20 protein-coding genes are annotated in these 25,494 nt (G+C 62.6%); 12 read left to right on the forward strand and 8 right to left on the reverse strand.

The genetic code is table 11. The features are described 5' to 3' along the window. Positions 1 to 141 precede the first annotated feature (141 nt). On the reverse strand, positions 142 to 708 hold the full coding sequence (locus tag OIM99_RS03130; protein ID WP_311848852.1) for an NAD(P)H-dependent oxidoreductase: 567 nt from the start codon (positions 706 to 708) through the stop codon (positions 142 to 144). A gap of 456 nt (positions 709 to 1,164) precedes the next feature. On the opposite strand from OIM99_RS03130, the gene wecC reads away from it, so the two are divergent. Beyond that, positions 1,165 to 2,475: a UDP-N-acetyl-D-mannosamine dehydrogenase gene (gene wecC / locus OIM99_RS03135; protein ID WP_311848853.1), complete on the forward strand. Its 1,311-nt coding sequence runs from the start codon at positions 1,165 to 1,167 to the stop codon at positions 2,473 to 2,475. A 65-nt stretch (positions 2,476 to 2,540) separates the two neighbouring features. Here wecC and hrpB read toward each other — a convergent pair whose 3' ends face one another. Continuing rightward, entirely contained in the window at positions 2,541 to 5,009 is a 2,469-nt protein-coding gene (gene hrpB / locus OIM99_RS03140; RefSeq protein WP_311848854.1) for an ATP-dependent helicase HrpB, read from the reverse strand. 227 nt (positions 5,010 to 5,236) lie between these two features. Between hrpB and OIM99_RS03145 the strand changes: the two genes are divergently transcribed. Continuing rightward, positions 5,237 to 7,159, forward strand: coding sequence for a potassium transporter Kup (locus OIM99_RS03145; protein WP_409371461.1), 1,923 nt, complete (start codon positions 5,237 to 5,239; stop codon positions 7,157 to 7,159). Between the two features lie 7 nt (positions 7,160 to 7,166). Here OIM99_RS03145 and OIM99_RS03150 read toward each other — a convergent pair whose 3' ends face one another. From OIM99_RS03150 to OIM99_RS03160, 3 genes are read right to left on the reverse strand one after another with little or no spacing between them, the layout of a single operon-like run. Continuing rightward, on the reverse strand, positions 7,167 to 9,632 hold the full coding sequence (locus tag OIM99_RS03150; protein WP_311848855.1) for a glycosyl hydrolase 2 galactose-binding domain-containing protein: 2,466 nt from the start codon (positions 9,630 to 9,632) through the stop codon (positions 7,167 to 7,169). Further along, complete coding sequence (locus OIM99_RS03155) at positions 9,629 to 10,621, reverse strand: DUF1839 family protein (protein WP_311848856.1); 993 nt, start codon at positions 10,619 to 10,621, stop codon at positions 9,629 to 9,631. The genes OIM99_RS03150 and OIM99_RS03155 overlap by 4 nt, the downstream gene beginning before the upstream one ends. A 9-nt stretch (positions 10,622 to 10,630) precedes the next feature. Further along, entirely contained in the window at positions 10,631 to 11,836 is a 1,206-nt protein-coding gene (locus tag OIM99_RS03160) for an acyl-CoA dehydrogenase family protein (RefSeq protein ID WP_311848857.1), read from the reverse strand. A gap of 260 nt (positions 11,837 to 12,096) precedes the next feature. On the opposite strand from OIM99_RS03160, the gene OIM99_RS03165 reads away from it, so the two are divergent. The 9 genes from OIM99_RS03165 (at position 12,097) to OIM99_RS03205 (ending at position 22,547) form a co-directional block, all read left to right on the forward strand. Further along, a complete protein-coding gene (locus OIM99_RS03165; RefSeq protein WP_311848858.1) occupies positions 12,097 to 13,803 on the forward strand; it encodes a hypothetical protein in 1,707 nt (568 codons plus the stop codon). A gap of 97 nt (positions 13,804 to 13,900) precedes the next feature. Next, the gene (locus OIM99_RS03170) at positions 13,901 to 14,902 is read left to right on the forward strand and encodes an amidohydrolase family protein (protein WP_311848859.1); all 1,002 of its coding nucleotides are present in this window, start codon (positions 13,901 to 13,903) and stop codon (positions 14,900 to 14,902) included. A gap of 71 nt (positions 14,903 to 14,973) precedes the next feature. Continuing rightward, the gene (locus OIM99_RS03175) at positions 14,974 to 15,951 is read left to right on the forward strand and encodes a 2-dehydropantoate 2-reductase (protein WP_311848861.1); all 978 of its coding nucleotides are present in this window, start codon (positions 14,974 to 14,976) and stop codon (positions 15,949 to 15,951) included. Between the two features lie 82 nt (positions 15,952 to 16,033). Beyond that, positions 16,034 to 17,248 carry an ABC transporter substrate-binding protein gene (locus OIM99_RS03180; RefSeq protein WP_311848862.1) on the forward strand — a complete coding sequence of 405 codons (1,215 nt, stop codon included), beginning with the start codon at positions 16,034 to 16,036 and terminating at the stop codon, positions 17,246 to 17,248. A 66-nt stretch (positions 17,249 to 17,314) separates the two neighbouring features. Continuing rightward, positions 17,315 to 18,079, forward strand: coding sequence for an ABC transporter ATP-binding protein (locus OIM99_RS03185; protein WP_311848863.1), 765 nt, complete (start codon positions 17,315 to 17,317; stop codon positions 18,077 to 18,079). Beyond that, positions 18,072 to 18,779 (forward strand): ABC transporter ATP-binding protein, encoded by a 708-nt coding sequence (locus tag OIM99_RS03190; protein ID WP_311848864.1) that lies wholly within the window; start codon positions 18,072 to 18,074, stop codon positions 18,777 to 18,779. Before OIM99_RS03185 ends, OIM99_RS03190 begins: the two co-directional genes overlap by 8 nt. An 18-nt stretch (positions 18,780 to 18,797) precedes the next feature. Then, entirely contained in the window at positions 18,798 to 19,661 is an 864-nt protein-coding gene (locus OIM99_RS03195) for a branched-chain amino acid ABC transporter permease (RefSeq protein ID WP_311850338.1), read from the forward strand. 2 nt (positions 19,662 to 19,663) lie between these two features. Then, positions 19,664 to 20,662 carry a branched-chain amino acid ABC transporter permease gene (locus OIM99_RS03200; protein ID WP_311848865.1) on the forward strand — a complete coding sequence of 333 codons (999 nt, stop codon included), beginning with the start codon at positions 19,664 to 19,666 and terminating at the stop codon, positions 20,660 to 20,662. 28 nt (positions 20,663 to 20,690) lie between these two features. Then, positions 20,691 to 22,547 carry a feruloyl-CoA synthase gene (locus tag OIM99_RS03205; RefSeq protein ID WP_311848866.1) on the forward strand — a complete coding sequence of 619 codons (1,857 nt, stop codon included), beginning with the start codon at positions 20,691 to 20,693 and terminating at the stop codon, positions 22,545 to 22,547. A gap of 4 nt (positions 22,548 to 22,551) precedes the next feature. Here OIM99_RS03205 and OIM99_RS03210 read toward each other — a convergent pair whose 3' ends face one another. Then, the gene (locus tag OIM99_RS03210) at positions 22,552 to 22,908 is read right to left on the reverse strand and encodes a hypothetical protein (RefSeq protein WP_311848868.1); all 357 of its coding nucleotides are present in this window, start codon (positions 22,906 to 22,908) and stop codon (positions 22,552 to 22,554) included. A 114-nt stretch (positions 22,909 to 23,022) separates the two neighbouring features. Between OIM99_RS03210 and OIM99_RS03215 the strand changes: the two genes are divergently transcribed. Further along, entirely contained in the window at positions 23,023 to 24,486 is a 1,464-nt protein-coding gene (locus OIM99_RS03215) for an amidohydrolase family protein (RefSeq protein ID WP_311848870.1), read from the forward strand. Between the two features lie 67 nt (positions 24,487 to 24,553). Here OIM99_RS03215 and recR read toward each other — a convergent pair whose 3' ends face one another. Further along, entirely contained in the window at positions 24,554 to 25,159 is a 606-nt protein-coding gene (recR, locus tag OIM99_RS03220) for a recombination mediator RecR (protein WP_311848871.1), read from the reverse strand. A gap of 2 nt (positions 25,160 to 25,161) precedes the next feature. After that, positions 25,162 to 25,485 (reverse strand): YbaB/EbfC family nucleoid-associated protein, encoded by a 324-nt coding sequence (locus OIM99_RS03225; RefSeq protein WP_311848872.1) that lies wholly within the window; start codon positions 25,483 to 25,485, stop codon positions 25,162 to 25,164. Between the last annotated feature and the right edge of the window lie 9 nt (positions 25,486 to 25,494).

A 25,494-nucleotide genomic window follows, 5' to 3' on the forward strand; every position in this document is an offset into this window, starting at 1 on the left:
GCAAATTCGGTGGGGTTCCGGGCAAAAATGCGGCGCGCTGCTGACGGCTTGACGACTTCGGCGGGGTTTTGCTGCGATTTCCCTAGAGGTCCGTCCGGAGCAACCCTGCAAAATCGCGCTTCTGACGAAACGCGATTTGCTTTACGCCATCATCTTGCCGGCCTGCTGCACCACCTGGCCCGCCATGATCTGGATCTGGCCAGCGATCGCCGGTTCGGAACACTGGCCGTCCTTGAACTTGACCACCGCCGAATTGATCGAGACGCCGAGCGGCACATTCCAACCGCGCAGCGCGTGGCCGATCTGGCGCAGTTGCGACAGCACCGCTGTCGGGCCCTGATAGCCGAAGCCGACACCAATGGAACCGATCGCCCGGCCATCGAAATAGACGCGCGCGTCCTTGTTCATTTCTTCCGTGTAATCAATGGCATTCTTGACGAGGCCGGAGACGCCGCCGTGATAGCAGGGGGAGCACAGGATGATGCCGTCGGCCTTGCGCAAATCGTCGATCAGGCGACGGCCGGCATCGGTCATCGTGCCGGGATCGGGATCGTACATCGGCAGAAGAAGGTCGTTACCGCCGTACATCTTGGTTTCGGCGCCCTTCTCGCGGGCATAAGACAAGGCCAGCGCCAGCGCTTGCTCGGAAGACGAGCCCGTGCGGGTCGTGCCGCCGATGCCGACGATATAAGGCTTACGTTGGGTCATTTCCTATCCTTTGGATATGCACGGGCCGGATATGTGCTCTTGCACGGATTTTTTCCGCGCTGTTCTCATATTACGGCGGATGACCATTAGGAAGCCTCCAGATTCTCCGGTCAACCACGATCCTGCCGACCCCACCGAGAAGCTTTTTCATGGGCGCTGAACCGCATGGTGGGTCGATCGGGGCGTGCATGGTTAAGAATTTCCTGCGTCGAGGCACGGAATTTGCTGCCGACTTGGCGCGGCCTTCCGCCGTCCCGAGGCAGCACGACTGTGCGCCCTGCCCTGTGCCGAACCGGCACATCCTGTCCTGAAAATTCCAGACGATTTGAGCTATTCCGCCCATCAAGGCGTAAGATTGCTTCAAATTAAGAAAAATAAGCCGATTTTTCGTGGAATGGCCTGTGCAACGGTGATCCCAAGCTCCGCCACCTAAGGCGGACGAACACCGAGGCCGTCATGAATTTTCCGAAGCAGGCGATTCGCGATTTCGTTCCTTTCACTTATGCCACAAATTCTTGGTTTCAGAACGTTTGCATCATCGGACTCGGCTATATCGGCCTGCCGACGGCAACCCTCGTCGCTTCGCGCGGTTTCAACGTGCGCGGCGTCGACATCAATCGCGGCACCGTGGCCACCATCAACGACGGCCGCTGCCATTTCCATGAGCTTGGCCTTGACGCGCTGGTGAACACCGCCGTCGAGAACGGCAACCTCTCCGCCTCGGTCAATGTCGCTCCGGCCGACATTTTCATGATCTGCGTGCCGACCCCGTCGGTTCCCGATGGCCAGGGCAACAAGGTGTGCGACCTCTCCTACGTGCTGGAAGCGGCCGAGAGCATCGCCCCGCATCTCAAATCCGGCGATCTCGTCATCGTCGAATCGACCTCGCCGATCGGCACCTGCGACCGTGTCTCCGAGACGCTGGCCCGCCTGCGCAACGACCTGAGCTTCCCGCATCAGGCCGGCGACACATCGGACGTCGCCATTGCCTATTGCCCGGAGCGTGTCATCCCCGGGCGCATGATCACCGAACTCGTCGAGAACGACCGGGTGATCGGTGGCATGACGCCGCGCTGCGCCGACAAGGCGGCCGCGCTCTATCGCTCCTTCGTCAACGGCAAGGTGCATCTCACCTCGGCCAAGGTCGCCGAAGCCGTGAAGCTCACCGAGAATTCGTTCCGTGACGTCAACATCGCTTTCGCCAACGAGCTTTCGATGCTGTTCGCCGGTCTCGGCGTGAACACCAAGGAAGTCATCGAGCTGGCGAACTGCCATCCGCGCGTCAACATCCTCACCCCCGGCCCCGGCGTCGGCGGTCACTGCATTCCGGTCGATCCGTGGTTCCTGTGGGAGAGCATGCCGGAACGCGCGCCGCTCATCCGCACGGCCCGCCAGGTCAACGACAACAAGGCGCATTATGTGCTGAACCAGATCCTCGAAGCGTATGCTGAGAATGGCGGCGGCACGGTGGCCTGCCTCGGTTTGAGCTACAAAGCCGACGTGGACGACTTCCGCGAAAGCCCGGCCTTCGAAATCACCGAAGCGCTGCATGCCAAGCTCGGCGACAAGGTGATCGCGATCGATCCGTTCGCCTCCGCGCTGCTCGCGGGCAAGAAGCGGCCGGCGTTCAAAGTGACCAACGATCTCGCCGAGGCGGCCAAGGCCGACCTCGTCGTCGCGCTGGTCTCGCACAAGGCGTTCCGCGTCTTCCGGCCGCGCGACGGCCAGACGGTGGTCGATACCTGCGGCCTGTTCGCGACCGCCTGATCTTTCGGTTTCAAGATCGGTTTCAAGACTTGCATCACGCCCGGCTGTTCGCACAGCCGGGCTTTTTATGTGCCGCGCGGTTTGGCGCGCGTGGTGGCCGTCGCATTGGCGGGATCGTCCGGCCAGACGTGACGGGGATAGCGCCCCTTCATTTCCGATTTCACCGCCGCCCAGGAGCCCTTCCAGAAGCCCGGCAGATCGCGGGTGATCTGGATTGGCCGATGCGCAGGTGAGAGCAGATGCAAGGTCAACGGCACGCGCCCGCCGGCAAGAGAAGGATGTTGCGACAGGCCGAACAGTTCCTGCACGCGCACAGCTAAAACAGGTCCGCCCTCGGCTTCATAGTCGACGGCGATGTGCGAGCCGGTCGGCGCTTCGAAATGAGTCGGCGCTTCGATATCGAGACGGCGGCGCATGTCCCATGGCAGGAGCGCTTGCAGCGCGGAGTCGAGATCATCCGCCGTGATGGCGGATAAGGACGCGCGGCCTTCGATGAACGGTGCCAACCATGTTTCGGCCGATGCAGCCAAAGCCGCATCCGAGAGATCGGGCCAAACATCGCCTTCGGCGCGACGCAGGAACAGGACACGATCGCGCAATTGCTTTTGCGCCTTGCTCCAGGGCAGACGATCGATGCCGAGCGCGGCCAGACCGTTGGCCAGAACCATGGCACTTTCCGCACCCTCGATGCTGCGCGGCTGTTCGTTCAAGGCGACGGCGCCGAGACGGCGCATGCGGCGTGCCCGCACGCTGGCGGAAGCGCGATCGAAACTGATTTCGTCGCGCGTCTCGATGCGATCGCCCATCAGGCTCTCGATGTCCTCCAGCGTGATGAGCGCGGCGGCGAGAATACGTGAAGCACCAGCGCGACCGGAAATTTCGGCAATGGCCAGATACGTTTCGCGCGCCAGGGCATCATGCGCCTCGCAGGCGGCGGCACGGCCGTTGACCATGACGAATTCGCCGAGCTTGCCACGGGCCCGCGCGACACGATCGGGAAAGGCCACAGCCACCCAGCGGCCGACATGGCTGACATCATCAATCGTTTCCATGGCGGGAAAGAAAGCCTGCGCCTGATCGGCCCAGCCGCGCGCCAGACGGCGCGCATCCTGCGCGCGGCCCGCGCGATCGCGGCGCAACCGTTCCACCCGCTCGGTCAGATCGACGCCATCGCCACCGACACCTCGTTCGACGATCACGGCGGCAATATCAGCCGCCAGCCGCGCGGCCCCAGTGCGGGCCGCTTCCAGCACCATGCGCGCCAAGCGCGGCGGCAAAGGAAGACTGCGAATGCGCCGGCCCTCTGGCGTGATCGCGCCATCTTCATCAAGCGCGCCGAGCGCCCGCAGCAGGGTTCGCGCTTCGGTGAGCGCGGCGGCAGGGGGCGGATCAAGCCAGCGCAATTGCATGGGATCGCGGGCGCCCCATTGTGCGAGATCGAGCACCAGAGACGACAGATCGGCGCTGAGGATTTCCGGCGGCGCGAACGGCTGCAAAGCGCCGGTGGCCGCTTCTTCCCACAGTCGATAACAGATGCCCGGTTCCGTGCGGCCGGCACGACCGCGCCGCTGATCGGCGGCGGCGCGCGACACACGCACCGTTTCCAGACGGGTGAGGCCGAGATCGGGCTCGAAGCGCGGCACGCGTGCCAGGCCACTGTCGATGACGACGCGCACGCCATCGATGGTCAGCGACGTCTCGGCGATGGAGGTGGCGAGCACGATCTTGCGACGGCCCGGCACCGAGGGCGATACGGCAAGATCCTGCGCCTTGCGATCCATCGCGCCGAACAAGGGCGCGATATCGATCGTCGCATCATGAATGCGTTCCTTCAGCCGCTCGGCCGTGCGCGTGATCTCGCCTTGGCCCGGCAGAAACACCAGCAGCGAGCCGCTATCGGCATGCAGCGCCTGATCGATCACCCGCACCACTTCATCTTCGATGCGCGCTCTGGGATCACGACCGACATATCGGGTGACGATGGGAAAGGCGCGGCCTTCGCTGGTGATGACAGGCGCATCGTCGAGCAAGCCGGCGACGCGCGCGCCGTCGAGCGTCGCCGACATGACGAGAATGCGGAGATCTTCGCGCAGGCCGGCCTGCGCATCGAGCGCCAAGGCCAATCCCAAATCGGCATCGAGCGAACGCTCGTGAAATTCGTCGAAAACCACCGCCGCGATGCCGTCCAACGACGGATCGTCGAGAATCATGCGCGCGAACACGCCTTCCGTCACGATCTCGATACGCGTCGCCGCGCTGACGCGTGATTCCATACGCACGCGCAGGCCGACCGTGGCGCCGACGGCTTCGCCCAAAGTTTGCGCCATGCGCGCCGCCGCGGCACGCGCCGCCAGCCGGCGTGGCTCCAACACGACAATGCGGCCGCCCGCCGCCCAGGACTGTTCGGCAAGCAACAAGGGAACGCGCGTGGTCTTGCCGGCGCCGGGCGGTGCCACCAGCACAGCGCGCACATGCGTCATCAATGCGTCGCAAAGCGCGCCGGACACCTCGTCGATCGGCAACGCAAAATCCATTCCAGCCAATTCAATCGAACCTTGTCAGCGGAACCCGATAGACCCACGGTCGCTGTGTGCCAGCCCGCCCGCCGGCGAGCAAGATTAATCCTAAAAGGATGTTCCCACGGCGGTTTTCGGAATGTTCCGGGCGGGATTTGTTTCCGTCTGCGGAAAAGAGTATATCGCGGGCTTCTATGGGGACTGCGCCAGACCTGCGCGTTTCGTTTGTTTGACAAGGCTACCGAATGACGCCGGGCCAAGATGCGTTACAGCCGACCGCCCCCGGCGGCCACCAGGACGCGCAATCGCATGGTTCCAACAGCTTGTTGGCGATGGCCTTCGGCTCGGTGGGTGTCGTCTATGGCGACATCGGCACCAGCCCGCTTTATGCGCTGCGTGAATCGCTCGTGCATGCCAGCAGCCATGGCGCGGTCAGCGAACGGGACGTCATCGGCGTCGTCTCGCTGCTCATCTGGGCGCTCTTCCTGATCGTCACGATCAAATATGTGATCTTCGTCATGCGCGCCGACAATAAAGGCGAAGGCGGCACGCTCGCCTTGATGGCCTTGGCGCAAAAAGTCACCGGGCGACGATCCGGTGCGATTTTCGTTCTCGGCATCGTCGGTGCCGCTTTATTCACCGGCGATGCCATCATTACGCCGGCGATCTCCGTGCTTTCGGCGGTCGAAGGCGTCAAGCTGGTGACGCCGCATCTCGAACATTACGTCACGTTGATCGCGCTGGTCATTCTGATCACGCTCTTTCTCGTGCAGAGCAAAGGCACGGCCGGCATCGCGCGCTGGTTCAGCCCGATCATGCTGGTCTGGTTCGTCTGCATCGCTGTGCTCGGCCTGATGCATATCGGCGACGCGCCGCGCATTCTCCACGCCTTCAACCCGCTCAATGCCCTGTCCTTTCTGTTTAGCCATGGCATCATCAGCTTCGTGGTGATGGGCAGCGTCTTCCTCGCCGTTACCGGCGCCGAGGCGCTCTACGCCGATATGGGTCATTTCGGCCGCAAGCCGATCCAGCTGGCGTGGATCTGCTTCGTGCTGCCGGCGCTGGTGCTGAATTATCTCGGCCAAGGTGCCTTGATCCTCGACAATCCGAAGGCGATCGAAAATCCGTTCTTCCTGCTGGCGCCAGACTGGGCGCTGCTGCCGCTGGTGGTGCTGGCGACGGCCGCCACCGTCATCGCGAGCCAGGCGACCATCACCGGCGCCTATTCGCTGGCCCGGCAGGCGATCCAGCTCGGCCTGCTGCCGCGTCTGGAAATCCAGCACACGTCGGACACGCAGGAAGGCCAGATCTACATTCCGCGTGTCAATCGCATCCTGCTCGTCGGCGTCGTGCTGCTGGTGCTAATCTTCCGCACTTCGAGCGCGCTGGCCTCGGCCTACGGCATCGCCGTCACCGCCTCGATGATCGTCGATTCCTGCCTGATCTTCTTCGTCGCCTGGCATTTGTGGCGCTGGCCGCTCGCCGGTTCGATCCTGTTCGCCTCGGTGTTCCTGATCGTGGAATTCGCTTTCTTCGCCTCCAACATCCTGAAGCTGATGGACGGCGGCTATGTGCCGGTGCTGATCGGCGGCGTCATGGTGCTGACCATGTGGACGTGGCTGCGCGGCACGCATTTCCTGGAAAGCAAAACGCGGCGCGATGCCATTCCGACGCGCGATCTGATCCGCATGCTGGAGAAATCGAAGCCGATCCGCGTGCCGGGCACGGCGATCTTTCTGACGCAGGATGTCGATAGCGCGCCGTCGGCGCTCATGCATAATCTCAAACACAACAAGGTTCTGCACGAGCGCGTCTTCCTCGTCTCGGTGCAGACCGAGAATATTCCGCGCGTGCCGCGCGAATATCGCTACGAGATCGAAAAGCTCTCCGACGATTTCACCAAGATCCGCCTGCACTATGGCTTCATGGAAAGCCCGCGCGTGCCCGCCGCCATGGCCCTGATGCGCAAGAGCGGCTTGAAGTTCGACATCATGACGACGTCGTTTTTCCTCGGCCGGCGCACGCTGAAGGAATCGCCGACGTCGGGCATGCCGATCTGGCAGGACCGGCTGTTCATCGCTCTGTCGAAACAATCGGCCAATGCGACGGACTTCTTCTCGATTCCCTCCGACCGCGTCGTCGAACTCGGCGCGCAGGTGAAGATCTGAGTCGTCGCTAGAAGCTGATTTTCCCGATGCCGTTCAAAGCCGACACGGTGCCTTTTGCCTCGCTGACGCTGGCGACAGACTGCAAAGCGACGAGATAGTCGCGCCCGGGCGCGAGGTGGAAATAATTGTCTTGCGGCAGGAAACCTGCCACTTCGATGGCCACCGTCTGCGCCAGACGATCCGTGGCGAGCTTGAGATAAACGTCGCCGGCTTCGCGCAGGATTTCAGCCCGCAGGCCGAGATCATGACGCGCATCGCCACGCCCCAAGGGGAAATGCACCGCCTCCTGCAAAAGCGCGTCGCCGCTCTTGTCGATCAGCCGGACCACATTGGCATCATGCGCCGGCGGCCCAAAGCGATAGACATAGGTCGTGTCGAAAAAGGCGCCGAGTAAAGTAGTCGCCGCAACGGAACATTGGCCTTGCGCCGGGACGACCATGGATTGCTCGCCGGAAGCGACGCGGCGCTGGCCATCGGTCAGGCAGTCCAAGGTCAGCAGAATATCGACAGGCTGATCGGTTTCGTTGACCACGTGCAGATGCAAACCGTTGACGCCTTCATCGCTGACGATCAATTGCACCGGCGCGAAGGCGCGCTTCAACGCATAATAGCCGGACTTCGGTTCGCCCGAATGATCGACGACGCCCCAGCCGAAAGACGGCGCGAGGTCCTTCCACATCAGCACCAGGCCGCCTGCCGTGCGTGAACCGGGCCGACGCCATTCGGCGAACACTGCCTGCATCACTTCGGCAACCGCCGCCTGCCCCATCGCGACATAGCGATCGAAATCTTGAGCCTTGAGGTGCTGCGGATCGGCGCCGTAGAGCAAGGCCATGTAGTGATGGCGAATGTCCTCGAAATCCCAATCGGCGCCGCGATCACGCGGCACCAAGGCCTTCCACTGTTCCAAGGGCGTTGCCGCATCGAGCCGTCGCTTCGCCAGCCGCGCCTGCGAGGGCAGATTGGCGAAGGCCAGACATTCACCGGCAAAGGCGACATCGGCGCGGCGGGCATCTTCCAGCGGCCGGCGATAGGCGCCGACGCCGTAATAATGGCCGACGCCTTGATCGACGACAAAGGGCAGTTCACCGCCGGACGGCGAATTCAGAACATAAGCGACATCGGGACGGCATGCCGCAACGATCTCGGCCAATTCGCCGTCGATGAAATCATTGCTCCAGCGCTCGGGCGGCAGGCCGAGCATGGCGGCCTGCTGCAAAATCTCGCTGCCGCCGCCATAGACGACGAGCGACGGCGAGCCCTGCCGCGCGGTGAGAAAGGCTTCGGTTTCCAGGCGCAATTCGGCGCGGAAATGCGCATCGCCGACCGGATAGTCGAAATTGGCGAGCATGGCGTCCTGCCAGATCATGATGCCAAGTTCATCGGCCAGATCGTGGAACACGCGCGGTTCATAGACCGTGGTGCCGCAGACGCGGATAAGATTGATGCCGGCATCGCGCGCCAGGGTGAGTTCGCGCGCATAGACCTCGCGCGCAACGGGAAAGCCGACGATATCGGGCGGCGACCAGCATACGCCACGGGCGAAGACCGGCGTGCCGTTGACGATGAAACGGAAATCGCGGCCATCAGTGCCACGATCGATTTCGAAACTGCGGAAGCCAATCTGCATGACTGTATGGCTGGTGCCATCGATTTCGATGTCGAGCGGATAGAGCTGCGGCGTGCCGTGACTGTGCGGCCACCAGGGCGCGATGCCGCCGATCGCCATGTCCAGCAACCAGCGTCCGTCGCGCAATTCGGCTTGCGCGCTCTGGCCGGCGCAGGTCCAGGCGATCGTCTCGGCTGCGACACTCGCCGCATCGAAACTGACACTGAGACGCCCGACGTCACCCACGAGCGAGGTCTGGATGGAGAGATCGCTCAAATGGGGAATGCGGGCCGGCAGAATATGCACCGGCCGCCAGGGACCGCTGATCGCCACGGCCGGGCACCAGCCAGGCATATGACCGAGCAGACTTGTGCGCACGAACCGCAGCTTCTGTTCCGGAATCATCGCGACACGCCAGCGCGCCCGCTTGCCTTCGACCTGGCTCAAGCGGCGCGACAGGCTGCGGCAGACAAAGGCCAGACGATGATGCCCGTTCAGGGTGAGCGCGCATTCGACCGGTCGGAACATATTGGCCGACGACGCGAGTTTCACATCGTCGAGCCAGATGTCGGCAAAAGTGGCGAGCCCTTCGAAAACGAGGCGCACATCGCCATTGCCGACCAATGTCGCCGCATACCAGGCGTCGCAGTCGTGCAAGGAGGCCACGCCCTCGGGCAAGGACAGATGGAGATCGCGCATCGCAGCTTGCGCCGGTGCCAGAGCCGGCAGCGGCGTCCAGCCTTTCTGCTGCAAGGCCGCAGTTGCCTCTGCACAGGCATCGGGCACGGTCAACATGAAAGACCAGGCGGGATCGATGCGCTCGGCATCGCCCGTACCTATGCCAATGCCGAAAGCCGGATTCACGCTGCCGCCGATCGACGGACCATGGCCCGGTCGATCATTTCCATCAGTTGATCGTAATGTTCGGCGAGTGCCGCGACGGGCTGGGCGAGGCCACCTGGGCGGCGGCGGGCAACGGCACGTGCCACCTGAAACTGCAACGCCTTCATGCCGCTGGAAATGGCGCGCGCATGCACGACCGCTTCAGCGAAGTCGATTTTCGCCTCTGCCCCGAGCCAATCGAGATGGCCGGCCAGCAGTTCGAAATTGGCGCCGCATTGGCGCAACGTGTTGAAGGCATAGAGGTGGAAATAATCCTGCGGCCGATCGAACAGATCGGCGACCTGCGCCTCGAACCGGGCTTCATATTGGCGCAGCGGATTACTCGCCGGCCGGCGCGCCAGATAACGTCGCAGCCAATCGAGCACCACGGCCACGTCCAAGGGCCGCCGGCTCGCCGGCAGTTTCACGAATTCGGTATAGGGCATCAGCATCGCATTGCCATCGAGCGTGCGACCGCCCGATTGCATGATGCCGTCATAATCCTCACCCGACAAAGCGCCATAAGTGGCATTGTGGAAATAGGTGAGACGGCGCGCGGCCGGATCGATTTCATTGATGCCGATCGTCGTCTTGCTGTGGCCGCTGCGATAAGTGACGCCGCGCGTATCGGGCAGGAAGAAACCGTCGACCTCCATCATCACCAGGCGGCCACGGCTGTTCTGCTCCAGAATATGTTTCTCGCAGGTATCGAACATCGAGAGTTCGAAAGTCGCGAGGCCATAGAGCGCCTCGACCGCTTCGAGCGGCGGCTTGAAGAAGGTGAACTGATCGCCCTCGAAATCCTGCGTCAGGGTGAACCCCATAAGGGCTTCCGGCGCATGGCCGAGCGCCGCCAGAACCTCAATCCACAGATCGGCGTAGCAATTGGTTTCCGGCCAATCGCGCTCGCCGCGATGCATCGCATGCGGCACATAGTTATAGGCGTTAAGACCGGGAATGACGGCGGCCATCTTATACCTCTAGCCGAGAAGGCCGCTTTCGTTGCGGCTGATCGGCATCAGTTTTTCGACATTGCTGAGGATGCGATCGTTGTTGACCATGACGGCGGCCGACAAAGCATCGCGCATGTGACGACCGACGCTATGGGCGCCATCGTTGCGATAGCCGGCAATGCCGGCGACCAGCATAGCCTGCCGCACGATATCGGCGACCGCCGTCGAGGTCGTCACCTTGAGATTGTTCATGGCGACCGCGAAAGCCACCGACGACAGTTCCGCTTCGTCGGCCTTGGCCGCTTCAAACCGGCGCAAGCCGTCAAGCACATCGGCTTTCATGGCTTGCAAGGCACCCACGGTCTGGGTCAATCGCCGCGCTGCCGTCGGCGTCGCGCCGGGATGTTTGCGCGCATCGGCGCGCACGCAGGCGCGCGCCCGCGCCACCGCATCGGACGCTATGCCGTACCAGACGCCGCTCCACAGAATATGCGCCATGGCCAGCATGGATTGCGCGGCGATCTCGCCAAAAGGCTTGTCGAGGATCTGTTCACGCGGCGCGCGGGCGGAAAAACGAAAACCTTCCGAACAGGTGCCGCGCATGCCCAACGTGTCCCAGGCAATGGTCGGCTCGAGCACATATTGATGCTTCTGCACCACGGCCATCAACTGATCTGAGCTCGGCGCCTCGGCATTGCGGCGTGCGGTGATCAGGATGGCATCGGCCGTCTTGCCATAGGAAATGACGTTGGCTTCCTTGTGCAGACGGAAGGACGCGGCATCCGTGTCATCCTCGAAAGCACAGATGCTGCTGCGCATGTCGCCGCCGACACCGCCTTCGGTGGTGGCGGAGGCAAGCAGCAATTGCTTGTCGGCGATCTGCTGCATAAAGCCGCGATGCCAGGGCGAGCCCTGCCCGTGGGTGACGAGGCTCGACGTCTTGATCTGATGCATGGCGAAAACCATCGCCGTCGACGAACAGGCCTGGCCAAGAATGCTGCACACATTGGCGATCTCGGCGGTCGACGCGCCTTCACCGCCAAGCTCGACCGGGATCATCAGGCTGAGCAGGCGGCCTTCCTTAATCACGGCGAGGGCTTCGGTGGGGAAGCGACTGTTGCGGTCGACATCGTCGGCAAATTCCCGCGCGACGGTGGCGGCGGCTTCGGCGCGTTGCCGCACCAGGCTCCGCGGGAGCAATTCCTCAACCTTCGGTTTGACCGCCACACTCATTTCGCCGTCCCGTTCTTTTAATTGGTATTGAGATGTTAAGTGGGGACACTGTAGAATCCCTTAAGTCGACTTGCGGGCGATCGGACGTCCACGTCTTATCGTTAGCAAGTTACCTCTTAAGGTTTTGATGTTGTTCTGACGTCGGCAGCCTTAACTGCCCGTTAAGTCTCCGCCGAGGCCCAAACGCGTATTTACCGCCAATTGCGGTTAGATGCATCCGTTCTGAGGCTCAGCGTATCCGAGTGGAGTTGTTTGGTCCCGTGCATGCCGTCGCCTTCGATACCTGCTTCGGCATGTTCCACGACGCCAGTGGCGATACGGCCATTGTCCTCTTGGCGCCCTTTGGGGTCGAGGGACTGGCGGCCCATAAAAGCCTGCGGCTGCTGGCCGAAGACTGTGCCCGGCGCGGCTTTCCCACCTTAAGGTTCGATTGTCCCGGCACGGCCAATGCGCTGGGCGACGAGGCCGATGTCGACCTGATCGCCAGCCGTTGTGCGGCGGCGGAGCAGGCGGTGGCCTGGATCCGCCAGCAGACCGGCCTCAGCAAGGTCGTGCTGATCGGCCTGCGATTGGGCGCTTCCATCGCCGCTTTGGTCGGCCCCACCGTTCAGGCGGAACGGGTGGTGCTGATGGCGCCGGTGGTCTCGGGCAAGCGCTATCTGCGCGAGCTGAAATCCCTGGTGCAATTGACCAAGGGCACAGAAGCACTCGCGGCCGGCGACGGCGCGGACCAGGAGTTCGATGGCTTTCGCTTCAGCGAGAGCTCGTTGTCCTCGCTCAAGGCCCTGAATCTGGCCGCCCTGCCGGCCCCGGCCGGCGATGTCCTGATCCTGGCGCCGGAAGGCCAGCCGGCGATGGCGAACCTCGGCGACACTTGGCGAGCCAATGGCGCGCGCGTCACCTTGAACGCTTTCGAGGGCTTCGCCGCCCTGATCGCCGATCCGACGGTGGCGGAGCCGCCACGCACCGATCTGACGCAGGTCGCAGGCTGGCTCGGCGTCGCCGCGCCGCTGCCCAGGCCGGCGGCCATCATCACGCCTGCCCGACTGGAAACCGAGGATTTCATCGAGACGGCGGCAGCTTTCGGGCCGGAGAACCAGGTTTTTGGCCTGTTCTGCCAGGCGCGCCGGCCGCAGCCCGACGTGCCGGCCGTCATTCTCCTCAATACCGGCGCCAATCCGCATTATGGCTGGGCCCGTCAGAGCGTGGAGGTGGCACGACAACTGGCGGCCAGCGGCATTTCCAGCCTGCGCATCGACACCAGCGGCATCGGCGAAACGCCGGATCTGCCGGGGCGCCCGAACCGCGTCGTCTACGTGCCGACATCGAGCGCCGACGTGGTCGCCGCCGTCGACTGGCTCGAAGACCAGGGTTATCACCATCCGATGGTCGCCGGCACGTGCAGCGGCGCCTATCTCGCTTTTCAGACCGCGCTCATCGAACCGCGCCTGTCCGCCCTGGCGATGATCAACCTGCAAAAATTCTTCTGGGACGACAGCCAGCGCCTGACCATCTATTCCTCGACGGAACATTATCTGTCGCAGCTCTGGCAGCCGGCGCTGTGGTCGCGGCTCCTGCGCGGCGATGTGGATGCGAGCGGCATTCTGCGCACCATCGGGCAACGCGTGTCGCGCACGTTGCGCTTTCGTTTGCAACGCGTCGTCGGCTCGGTCGGCGAAGACAGCGAACATGCGCAGATCCTGCGTGGCTTCGCCGATTTTCGCCAACGCAACTTGAATATCCTGATCGGCTATACGATAGGTGATGGCGGCATCGATGAGATGACGTTGCATCTGGGCCGCAACGCCAGCCATGTCGCCGGCCCCAATCTGCGCTTCACGCAGATCGAGGCCTTCGATCACAATTTCACCTCACCGCGCGACCGCGCCGCCTTGATCCCGGTGCTGCGCGATTTCGCGCTTCACTGCGCGCCGCCCAGGACGTTTGCGGCAACAGCCGCCGAATAATCCAACCCATCATGCGAGCCGCGTGGCAAGCGCGCGCATCGCATGCTAGCGTCCCGCCGCAATCCATCGGAAAAATCCGATTGTCGGGAGGACGCTTATGCAGGCCATCGATATCTATACCCATATCTTTCCCGACCAATTCTTTGCCGAACTGAGCAAAGCCTCGCCGAAGCTGGGCAACATCGGCCAGCGCCTGCGCGGCATTCCGCCCCTGTTCGATCTCGATGTGCGCTTCAAGGCGATGGACAAGGCGGGCGCCGACTATCAACAGGTGATCTCGCTGCCCAATCCGCCGCTGGAAGACATCGCCACGCCCGATGTTGCGCGACATTTGGCGCGCGTCGGCAATGACGCGATGGCCGAACTGGTGGCGAAACACAAAGATCGATTTCCGGCTTTCGTGGCGGCGATTTCCATGCTCGATATCGACAGCGCCTTGCAGGAGATCGACCGCGCGGTGACGCAGCTCGGCGCCAAGGGCATTCAGATCTTCACCAATGTCGCGGGCCAGCCGCTCGACAAGCCCGAATATGATCCGGTGTTCGCGGCGATGGCGCGGCACGGCCTGCCGATCTGGCTGCATCCGGCGCGCACATCCGACATGACCGATTATGCTGGAGAAAAGAAATCGCGTTACGAAATGTGGTGGTGCTTCGGCTGGCCTTACGAAACCTCGGTGGCGATGGCCCGTCTCGTCTTCTGTGGCATCTACGATCGCTATCCCGATCTCAACATCATCACGCACCACTGTGGCGGCATGATCCCCACTTACGATGGCCGCATCGGCCCGGGGCTTGAGGTGCTGGGCAGTCGCACGGCGGATGAGGATTATTCGAAAGTTCTGTCCTCGCTGAAGCGGCCGCACTTGGAATATTTTCATAATTTCTACGGCGACACGGCGATGTTTGGCGCGCAGACCGGCCTGCACAGCGGGCTCAAATTCTTCGGCGCGGATCATGTGGTGTTTTCGACCGATGCGCCGCTGGGGCCGATCAACGAGACGATCAAGGCCGTCGAAGGTCTCGGCCTTGCCAAGGACGATCTCGCGAAAGTGATGTCGGGCAACGCCAAGCGTTTGCTGAAATTGCAAACGACTTAAGTAGCCACGGCATCGTCACGTGGTTAGAAGAAAACCAACAGGGACACGGGAAACCTCAGTAGGACATCGATATGAAAGTTTGCATTTACGGTGCCGGCGTCATCGGCGGGTTGCTGGCGGGTTCGCTGCTCAAGGCTGGCCACGAGGTCTGCGCCATCGCGCGTGGCCCGCAGCTCGAAGCGCTGCGCGACAAGGGCCTCACGCTCGTCAATCCGTCGGCGACCGCCACCTATCAACTGCCCGTTTCCGACAAGCCAGCGGATTTCGGTCCTCAGGATCTCGTCATCATCACCACCAAGACGCCAGCACTCGATGATGTCGCTGAACATATTGCGCCGCTGCTTGGGCCGCAGACCATGGTCGGCTTTTCGGTCAATGGCGTGTTCTGGTTTTATGGCGACGGCTTCCATCCCAAAGGCGCCCAGATCGACGTCAGCCGCCTCGATCCGAACGGCGTGCTGCACAAGAAAATCGGCGCCGAGCGCGCCTTGGGCGTCGTCGTCTGGTCGGGCGGCGAAATCCGCGAGCCGGGCGTGATCCGCGCCAGCCGTGCCGGCGGCCGTGTCGCCATCGGTCCGGCGCTGCCGCAGAATGCCGCGCGTTCGCGGGCACTGGTCGAGGCGATGAATATCACCGATCTGACGGTGGAGATCGCCGACGACGTGCGCGTGCCGATGTGGGAAAAGTTCATCAGCGTCAGCGGCGTCTTTGGGCTCTGCGCGCTGACCGGCGCGACGATCGGCCAGATCCATGGCAACCCGGAAACTCAGGCCGTCATGCTCGCCGTTCAATCGGAAGCCGACCGGATCGCCCGCGCCCATGGCATCACCGATACGAAATTCAACGCTGAACAGGCGCGGGCCAATCCGGTCGCTTCACCACACAAGCCCTCCATGCTACAGGATCTAGAGCGTGGCAGACGGATGGAGATCGAGAGCACCTATCTCGTCCTCCAGGACCTCGCCCGCCAGGCCGGTATTGCCACGCCGGCGCTTGATGTCGTCACGCCGCTCCTGGCCATGCGCGCCCGGGTTGCCGGCTGTTACTAGACAATATCAGGGTTATTGACATTGAGGGCATGAGCTTCCTATCTTGCGCCATTCGCAGAGGGTGATGCGAAGGGAGGTTTTCATGCGCATTTTGGGAGGGGCCGTTTCCATAGCGGCATTGATGCTGGCGACCGTTTGCGCGCAGGCGCAGATCGCCAACGGCACGGTTAAGATCGGCGTCTTGACCGATCTGTCCGGCGGTTACGAACAAAACTCCGGTCATGGCTCGGTCGAAGCGGCACGGATGGCCGCCGAAGAGTTCGGCGGCAAGATCAATGGCGCCACCATTTCCATTCTTGCCGGCGACCATCAGAACAAGCCTGATGTCGGCGTGTCGATCGCCAATCGCTGGTTCGATGTCGACAAGGTCGACATGGTCACCGATCTGGTGAACTCCGCCGTCGGCTTCGCCGTGCTCGACGCCGCCAAGGCGAAGAACAAAATGGTGATGCTGACGAGCGCCGGCTCGGCCGACTTCACCGGCAAGGCCTGCGCGCCCGACAATTCGGTGCATTGGGTCTATGACACCTATCAAATTGGCCGGACGATCGGCCAAGCGGTGCCGCAGCTCGGCAACAAATGGTTCTTCATCACCGCCGATTACGCCTTCGGCATCGCGCTGGAACAAGGCGTCACCGCCGCCATCAAGCCGGCTGGCGCCACGGTCGTGGGCTCGGTGCGCGCGCCGCTCGGCACCACCGACTTCTCCTCCTTCGTGCTGCAAGCACAGGCTTCGAAAGCCGACGTGGTGGCGCTCAACAATGGTGGCGACGACGGCATCAATTCGATGAAAGCGGTGCGCGAATTCGGCCTCCTCGCCGGTGGCATGAAGGTTGCGGCACTGGGCCTCGATGCGCTGCCGGCGCTGAAGAGCGCCAGCCTGGAAGTGGCGCAGGGCAGCATGTTCGCCACCACGTGGTATCCGGAAATAAACCCTGAGGCACAGGCGTTCATGAAGAAATTCATCGAGCGCCGCAAGACCGCGCCCGGCCCCTTCCAGGTCGGCACCTATTCGGCGGTTCTCAACTATCTGAAAGCGGTTCAGGCGACCAATTCGACCGATCCGAAGACGGTCATCGCCAAGATGCGGGCGACGCCGGTGAAGGACGCCTTCACCAACAATGGCGTGCTGCGTGCCGACGGCCGCATGGTCCACGACGTCTATCTCGTGCAGGTGAAGACACCGCAGGAGTCGAAGAGCGAGTGGGACATGCTGAAGGTGATCAAGGAGATGAAGGGCGAGGACGTGTTCCGCCCGCTCTCCGACAACGCCTGCCCGGCCCTCGCCAAGAACTAAGGCTGGAGCGCGGCCCGCGATGCTTTGACGCGTCGCGGGCCGCTGCCCGTTCATCAGATCGAATCCATGTCAGCACCCAGTGACGAACCGATTTTGCGGCTGGAGAGCGTCTCGAAATCGTTCTTTGGCTTCTATGCCGTGCGTGATTTCTCTCTCGACGTCCGCCGTGGCTCCATCCATGCGCTGATCGGCCCGAATGGCGCCGGTAAGACGACGATTTTCAATCTCGTGACCAAGACGCTGCCGCCGACCAGCGGACGCATTTCCTTCAAGGGCATCGACATCACCAAGCGCAGCCCGAGCGAAGTGGCGCGGCTGGGCATGGTGCGCTCGTTCCAGATCTCGGCGGTCTTCGCCAGCCTGACGGCGCTGGAAAACGTGCGCGTCGCCTTGCAGCGCTTCCGCTCCGACGGTTTCGCCTTCTGGAAATCGGCCGACGTGCTGCATGATCTCGACGAGCGGGCGCTGGCGCTGCTGCATGACGTCGGCATCGAAAGCTATGCCCATGTGCGCGCGTCCGAACTGCCCTATGGCCGGCGCCGCGCCCTGGAAATCGCCACCACCTTGGCGCTCGAGCCGGAACTGTTGATGCTCGACGAACCGACGGCCGGCATGGGCCACGAGGATGTCGATCGCATCGCCGCTTTGATCAAGAACGTGGCGCGCGAGCGCACCGTGCTGATGGTCGAGCACAATCTTTCCATCGTCGCCGATCTCTCCGACCGCATCACGGTGCTGGCGCGCGGCGAACGGCTGGCCGAAGGCGCCTATGACGTCGTGTCGAAGGATCCCGCCGTCATTGAAGCCTATGTGGGCAGCGAGCATGAGTGATCAACGCGTTCTGACGGTCGACAACGTCACCGGCCACTATGGCGATTCGCACATTCTGCATGGCGTTTCCATGCATGTGAACGAGGGCGAAGTCGTCACCATCATCGGCCGCAACGGCGCCGGCAAGACCACTTTGCTGCGCGCCATCATGGGCATTCTCACCAAGCGCGGCGGCTCGATCGTCGTGCGCGGACAGGAGACCATCGCTCTGCCGCCCGAGCGCATCGCCCGGCTCGGCATCGGCTACGTGCCGGAAGAGCGCGGCATCTATGCGACGCTCGATGTCACCGAAAACCTCATGTTGCCGCCGCGTGTCGCGGCCGGTGGCATGAGCCTCGACGACATCTACAAACTGTTCCCCAATCTTTACGAGCGGCGGCGCAGCCCCGGCACGCGCTTGTCGGGCGGCGAACAGCAGATGCTGGCCATCGCCCGCGTGTTGCGCACGGGCGCGAAATTCCTGCTGCTCGACGAGCCGACCGAGGGTCTCGCGCCTGTCATCGTGCAGCAGATCGGCGCCACCATCGAGCTGATGAAACGGCAGGGCATGACGCTCATTCTGGTGGAGCAGAATTTCCGCTTCGCCTCGCGCCTCGCCGACCGTCATTATGTGATGGAACACGGGCAAATCGTCGATGTGATCGATCGCGCGCAGGTGCAGGCGCGCATGGATTCCATCAAATCCTATCTCGGCATCTAGGAGCAGACGCCCGTGTCGATGCAGGCACTTTTCGGACAACTACTGGTCGGGCTGATCAACGGCTCGTTCTACGCGATGCTGAGTTTGGGGCTGGCGATCATTTTCGGCCTCCTCGGCATCGTCAACATCGCCCAGGGCGCCTTCTACATGCTCGGCGGTTTCGTCACCTGGATGCTCCTGAACTATGCCGGGATCGGCTATTTCTGGTCGCTGCTCCTGGTGCCCATCATCGTCGGCCTGATCGGCGCGGCGATCGAGAAAACGCTACTCAAGAGGATCTACAATCTCGATCACATGTACGGATTGCTGCTGACCTTCGGCATCATGATGTTCATCCAGGGCATGTTCGTTCATTTCTTCGCTACCGCCGGCCGGCCCTATACGGTGCCCTCTGCTTTGACCGGCGGCTATAATCTCGGCTTCATGTTCTTGCCGAAATATCGCGGCTGGGTGGTGCTGGCCTCGCTCGTCCTGTGCCTGGTGACCTGGTATGCGATCGAAAAGACCTCGATCGGCCGCACCTTGCGCGCCGCCACGGAGAATCCGACACTCACCCGCGCCTTCGGCGTCAACGTGCCGGCGCTGATGACCATCGGCTTTGGCATCGGCGTGGCGCTGGCGGGCGCGGCCGGCGTGCTCGCCGCACCCATCTATCCGGTCAGCCCCTTGATGGGGGCTGAACTGATCATCACCGTCTTTGCCGTGGTCGTCGTCGGCGGCATGGGTTCGATCATGGGCGCAATCGTCACCAGCCTGATGCTCGGCCTGCTCGAAGGACTGACCAAAGTGGTCTATCCACAAGGTTCCAATATGGTCATTTTCGTTATCATGCTCATCGTGCTGCTGGTGCGGCCGGCGGGCCTCTTCGGCCGGGAGCGCTGATCATGACGCACCTGCCTGATACCGTTACCACGCCGACAACGTCGAACCACACGCTGATCTGGTATGGCCTCGGCCTCATCGCCCTGCTGGCGGCGCCGTTCCTATTCTATCCGGTGTTTCTGGTGAAGCTGTTGTGCTTCGCCTTGTTCGCCTGCGCCTTCAACCTGCTGCTCGGCTCGTGCGGGCTCCTGTCCTTCGGCCACGCGGCTTTCTTCGGTGCTGCCGGCTATGTTGCCGGTCATGCGGCGAAGGAATGGGGCCTGCCATTCGAACTGGCCATTCTGTGCGGCACGGCGTCCGCCGCCGTGCTCGGCTTCCTCTTCGGCTATGTGTCGGTGCGCCGCTCCGGCCTGCAGTTCGCCATGATCACCTTGGCGCTGGCGCAGCTCATCTACTTCCTGGCGTGGCAATTGCCGTTCACCCATGCGGAAGACGGTTTGAGCGCCATTCCGCGCGGCAAGGTGTTGGGGCTCTTCGACCTCGATAACATCATGGTGCTCTATTATACGACGGCGGCGATCTTCCTGTTCGGCTTCATCGCCATGCACCGCATGACCAATTCGACCTTCGGGCAATTGCTGCGCGCCATTCGCGATAACGAGCCGCGCGCCATTTCGCTGGGCTATGAGGTCAATCGCTACAAACTGATGGCCTTCGTCCTGTCGGCGACCTTCGCCGGTCTCGCCGGCTCGACCAAGGCGATCGCCCTCAAGATCGCGGCACTCACCGACGTGCATTGGGCGACGTCGGGCAGCGTCATCCTGATGACCTTGCTTGGGGGCCTCGGCACCCTGCTCGGCCCGGTGGTTGGCGCCGGCGTCGTGCAGGCGATCGAGGACCATCTGTCCAGCCTGCCCGCCGATTTCGCCGTCTTCGGCCTGTTCCGGCTGCCGCCGATCACCGCTATTATCGGCGCCATTTTCATCATTTGCATTCTCCTGTTCCGGCGCGGCATTGTGGGAGAAATCCAGCACTGGCTCGACCGGCGCTCGGGGAAATGACCCCAGGGAAATGACTATGGAGACGACCTTGCAGAAGACCGCCCCGGTGCGCGATCCGCAGCTCGGCGCCGTCGATGCGGTGATGGAGAAGCGCGCCGACGGCAGCTTCATCGTGCGCAACATCCATCCGCTGGGCCCCTATCCGCGCAAGCTGACGGAACGGCTCGAACATTGGGCACGCGTCGCGCCCGACCGCATCTATCTCGCCGAACGCGATCCCGCCACGGGGAATTGGCGCAGCGTTACCTATGGCGAGGCGCTGGCCAAGGTGCGCGCGCTGGCGAGCGCCCTGCTGCAACGCCCGGTGTCACCGGAGCGGCCGCTGCTCATTCTGTCCGGCAATGAGATCGAACACGCTCTGTTCGGGCTTGCCGCGCTTTATGCCGGCATTCCCTATTCGCCCGTCTCGACGGCCTATTCGCTGATCTCGCGCGACTACAAGAAGCTGCGCCATATTTACAATCTGCTGACGCCGGGCCTCGTCTACGCCAGCGATGGAAACGCCTTCTCCGATGCCATCGCCGCTGTCGTCGCGCCCGATGTCGAATTGATCGTACGTACCGGCAAGATCGAGGGCCGGCCCTGCACGCTGTTTGACGATCTGCTGGCGACGCCGGTTTCCCAGTCCGTGGACGTCGCCCATGCCGCCGTCGAGCCGCAGACCATCGCCAAAATCCTGTTCACCTCCGGTTCGACCGGCGTGCCCAAGGGCGTCATCAATACGCAGCTGATGCTGTGTTCGAACATCGAGATGGCGACCTGGCATTATGCGTTCATGCGCGACGAGCCGCCGATCGTGCTCGACTGGTCGCCGTGGAACCACACCGCCGGCGGCAACAATAATTTCAACGTCATCCTCAACAATGGCGGCACTCTCTATATCGACGATGGCCGCCCGACCCCTGGCGGCATCGCCGCCACCGTGCGCAATCTCAAGGATGTCGCGCCGACGTGGTATTTCAACGTGCCGAAGGGGTTCGACGCGCTGGTGCCGTTCTTCAAGGCGGACGCGCAGTTGCGCGAGAATTTCTACAGCCGCCTGCGCATGCTCTGGTATGCCGGCGCCGGCATGGCGCATCATCTATGGGAAACGCTCGACGAGATCGCCGTCGAAACCTGCGGCGAGCGCATTGCCATTCTTTCGGGCCTCGGTTCGACGGAAACCGCACCCTTCGCCATGGGCGCCGATCTGACGATGGCGGGCGCCGGCAAGATCGGCCTGCCGGCCCGTGGCGTCGAACTCAAGCTCGCCCCCGTGGGCGGCAAACTGGAAGCGCGCTTTCGCGGACCCTCGATGACGCCAGGCTATTGGCGCCAGCCCGAACTGACCGCCAAGGCCTATGACGAGGAAGGTTTCTACAAGATCGGCGACGCGCTGAAATTCGTCAGCGAAGGCGACGTGACGAAGGGCTTTCTCTTCGACGGCCGCATCGCCGAGGATTTCAAACTGTCGACCGGCACCTGGGTCAGTGTCGGCAATATGCGCAGCGCCGTGATCGACAATTTCGCGCCCTATGTGCAGGACGCGGTGATCGCCGGGCTCAATGAGGATTACATCGGCGTTCTCGCCTTCCCCGATATCGCGGCACTGAAGACCCTGTGCGCACCGGACTGCGCCGATGCCGCGCCGGCGGACGTAGTGAAACATCCGGCAGTGCGGGCCCGGATGCAGGACATTCTCGATGCGATGCGCAAGCGCAGCACCGGCAGTTCCACCTGCATCGAACGGCTGATCCTGCTCGATACGCCCCCATCGATGGACAAGGGTGAGATGACCGACAAGGGTTCGATCAACCAACGCTCGGTGCTTGATATGCGCCGCGCCTTGGTAGACGATCTCTACAGCGCCAAACCCTCGGATGCGGTGCTGATCGCCAGGCGCTGAGCGACTACGGAAAGTCCTGATAGGGACAATCCACCTGCGGGCGCCAGACAAGCCCGCGGCCCGGCACGTCAACCTGCACGCGACTGCCATAACAGCCGCTGTAGCCGAACGGCGCGCCATTGACCGGCGCACCGCGCGGCACCGGCACGTAGCCGCCGGGCGCAGCCTGATCAGGCGGAGCTACCCAGCGTTGGCGCGGCACATGATGCCGGCGCGCCGCCGGCTTGCGTGGTCCGGCGTGCCGCTGCGCTCGATGTTGTTTCTGGATTTGCGCTTCGGCGGGAGCCGTGCCGACCGGCACAGTGATCGTGGCCAGCGCAAAGGCACTCAGGACGCTCAGAACCATTCGATTCGCACGCATCGGCGCCTCCCATAGGGTTCGCACGTGAACTAAAATGCGTCATCTGCGACGTTAGAATATTAACATAAACCTCCCTAATGTTCGCCCGTTCCAACGTTGATCTTGGGGGTCGCGATGTTTGAATGTTCCGACGTGAATTCGGCAGAGACTGATCCGTTCGGCCGCTGCATCTGCCATAGCCCGGCCTTCGCACGGCTGAACGCGCAGCTCGACGCTAAATTCTCCCGCCGCGCCTTTCTCGGCGGAGCCGCCGCCATTGGCGCTGCCGCTTTCTGGCCGAAAGGCGCCGCCGCGGCGATCCCCGATGCTCCAGCCACGCCGATCGCCATCACCAACGTTCGAATCTTCGACGGCAAGTCGAACAAGCTCATCTCCGGTTCGCGCATTCTCATCGAAGGCAACAAGATCAAAGCGATCGAACCCGGTAACGCGCCATTGGCTCAAGGCATTCAGGCCATCGATGGCGGCGACCGCACGTTGATGCCGGGGCTGATCGATGCCCATTGGCATTCGATGATGGCCCCTGTTCCGATCATGGAGCTGTTGACCGCCGATGTCGGCTACATCACCTTGGTCGCATCGGAGGAAGCGCGCAAAACCTTGTTGCGGGGCTTCACCAGCATCCGCGATCTGGCAGGCCCATCCTTCAGTCTCAAACGTGCCATCGATAGCGGGTTAACATTTGGCCCTCGTATATGGCCGTCTGGCGCGATGATTTCGCAGACGAGCGGCCATGGCGATTTCCGCTTTCCTTACGAAGTCCCGGCGCAGCCCAACGGGCCGCTCAGCCGTGGCGAAGCGGTCGGCGGCGGCATGATCGCCGATGGCGTCGATGCTGTCTTGAAGCGGGTGCGTGAACAATTGATGCTTGGCGCCAGCCAGATCAAGCTCGCTGCCGGTGGCGGCGTGGCCTCGAATTTCGATCCTATCGATGTCAGCCAATATACGGAGGCCGAATTCCGCGCGGCTGTCGATGCGGCCGAGAACTGGGGCACTTATGTCACGGTGCATGCCTATACACCGCGCGCCATCCAGACCGCGATCAGAGGCGGTGTCCGCTGTATCGACCACGGTCAATTGATGGATGAAGAGACGGCCAAGATCATGGCCGACAAGGGCATCTGGTTTTCGTCCCAGGCCTTCATCCAGAATGAATATTCCAACCCCTATCCCGAAGGCTCGGCCAATCGCGCCAAGCAGATGACGATGTTCGCGGGCACGGACACAGCCTATGGCCTGGCCAAGAAATATAAGCTCAAGACCGCCTGGGGTACCGATATTCTCTTCGAACCGTCGATGACCAAGAATCAGGGTGCGATTCTGACGACGATGTCACGCTGGTACTCCAACGACGAAATCCTGCTGATGGCGACGGGCGGCAACGCCAGTCTTCTGGCCATGTCGGGACCCCGCAATCCCTACCCCAGCAAGATCGGTGTCATCGAAGCCGGCGCTTATGCTGACGTCCTGCTCGTCGATGGCGATCCCATGGCGGATATCAAGCTCCTCGCCGATCCGGAAAAGAACCTGAAACTGATCATGAAGGACGGGCGCATCTACAAGAACACGCTGGCCTGACCGTATCAGCCTGGCACCGCCCCGCTTCCTCACAGGGCAGCGGGGCATTTTACTTTGCGCTCCGTCTTTAGAAGCTCGTGCGCTGACGAATGGCCGCCGAGAGCGTGCCTTCGTCGAGATAATCGAGTTCGCCGCCGACGGGCACGCCATGGGCCAGGCGGGTCAGCTTGACGTTGGTGTGGGAGAGCACGTCGGTGATGTAATGAGCCGTCGTCTGGCCATCGACCGTGGCATTGACCGCCAGGATCACCTCGCTGACGCCGCCATTGGCGACGCGCTCCACCAGCATGCCGATGTTGAGATCATCAGGCCCGACGCCATCGAGCGGCGACAGGGTGCCGCCCAGAACGTGATAGCGCGAACGCACCGCGCCCGAACGCTCCAGCGCCCACAGATCGGCGACGGTTTCGACGACGACGATGGTGGTGGGATCGCGGCGCGGATCGGCGCAAATGGTGCAGGGATCGATCGTGTCGACATTGCCGCAGGACGAACAAGTCCGCACGCGCTGCTGGGCGACCTGCATGGCATCGGCCAGCGGACCCAGCAATTCCTCACGTTTGCGGATGAGATGCAGCGCGGCACGGCGGGCCGAACGCGGACCCAGGCCCGGCAGACGCGCCAGCAACTGGATCAGCCGTTCGATCTCCGGCCCTGCGACCCGTTCGGCCATGGTCAGAACGGCAGTTTCATACCGGGCGGCAGCGGTAGTCCGGCCGTGATCGATTTCATCTTCTCTTCCATGGTGCGCTCGGCTTTCTTGCGCGCATCTTCATGGGCGGCAAGGATCAGATCCTCGACGATTTCCTTCTCGTCGGCCTTCAGCAAAGAGGCATCGACGGAGATGCCTTTCATGGCGCCCTTGGCGGTGAGGGTGACCTTCACCAAGCCGCCGCCCGACTGGCCTTCGACTTCGGTGCGCTCGAGTTCGGCCTGCATGTCCTGCATGCGGGTCTGCATCTCCTGCGCCTGTTTCATCAGTCCCATGATGTCTTTCATGGCTTGGCC

Origin of the sequence: Methylocella sp. CPCC 101449, from assembly GCF_031921685.1 — a bacterium.
GTDB lineage: Bacteria > Pseudomonadota > Alphaproteobacteria > Rhizobiales > Beijerinckiaceae > Terripilifer.